The 679-nt window shown below is 34.8% G+C and carries 1 protein-coding gene; it reads right to left on the bottom strand.

Annotated elements, in window-relative coordinates; genetic code table 11:
* Positions 1-374 (bottom strand): IS607 family transposase (locus EEJ45_RS18190; protein ID WP_124566133.1); only part of this gene is annotated, 374 nt, incomplete at its 3' end.
* Positions 375-679 lie beyond the last annotated feature (305 nt).

Here is a 679-nt window from a genome sequence, read left to right as displayed (position 1 = left end):
GAAACTTCACCTTCCGCACATCTATCAATCAACTTGTTCCATTGTTTTCTATTGTAATTTAAGCCACTACCAATATCCGTAACAATTTCATCAACTATCATTCCTCTTGCATTGGCAAAGGTTTTCAAAAACTCAATTTGATTTTCCAAATCATCTTTCTGTCCTTGATTAGACACTCTGGCGTAAATAAGAGTCTTACCTACTTTATTTTCACTTTGAATACCCATATATTGTTGATACTGTTCTTCTGTATAGTATCTTCTTCCTTTTGGGTTTCGATAAGCAATTAATACGCCTTCATTATCCCATCTTTGTAATGTTTTTACGGACACATTAATCATTTCTGCAAAGTCTTTCGGCTTGTATTGTTTCATAAGTATATTTTATCACTATTGGGTACATTTGTTTATGTTTTTAATTGCGGTTGCTACACCTCCTTTTTATCGATATCTCCATTATAAGCAAAAAAAGTCATAACCTTTCATGACTTAGGGATGAAATTTGGTCATATTCTTCATTTGGAAGCATGGTGCAACTACGTTATACTGAAGATATTATCTTTGACAACTCCCCATGCCTAAAGGCAGGGGATTCTTGGGTAGTAACTCCTATCGGAATCAAATTTACCAAGCTATCCCTCTCTGTCCGAGAGTTTAGTTACCTATGTGGTCAACCATTT

This window comes from Ectobacillus antri (genome assembly GCF_003852715.1).
GTDB classification, from domain to species: domain Bacteria; phylum Bacillota; class Bacilli; order Bacillales; family Bacillaceae_G; genus Ectobacillus; species Ectobacillus antri.
Note: the sequence above shows the minus strand (reverse complement) of the source record. Positions and strands in the feature narration are given on the sequence as shown.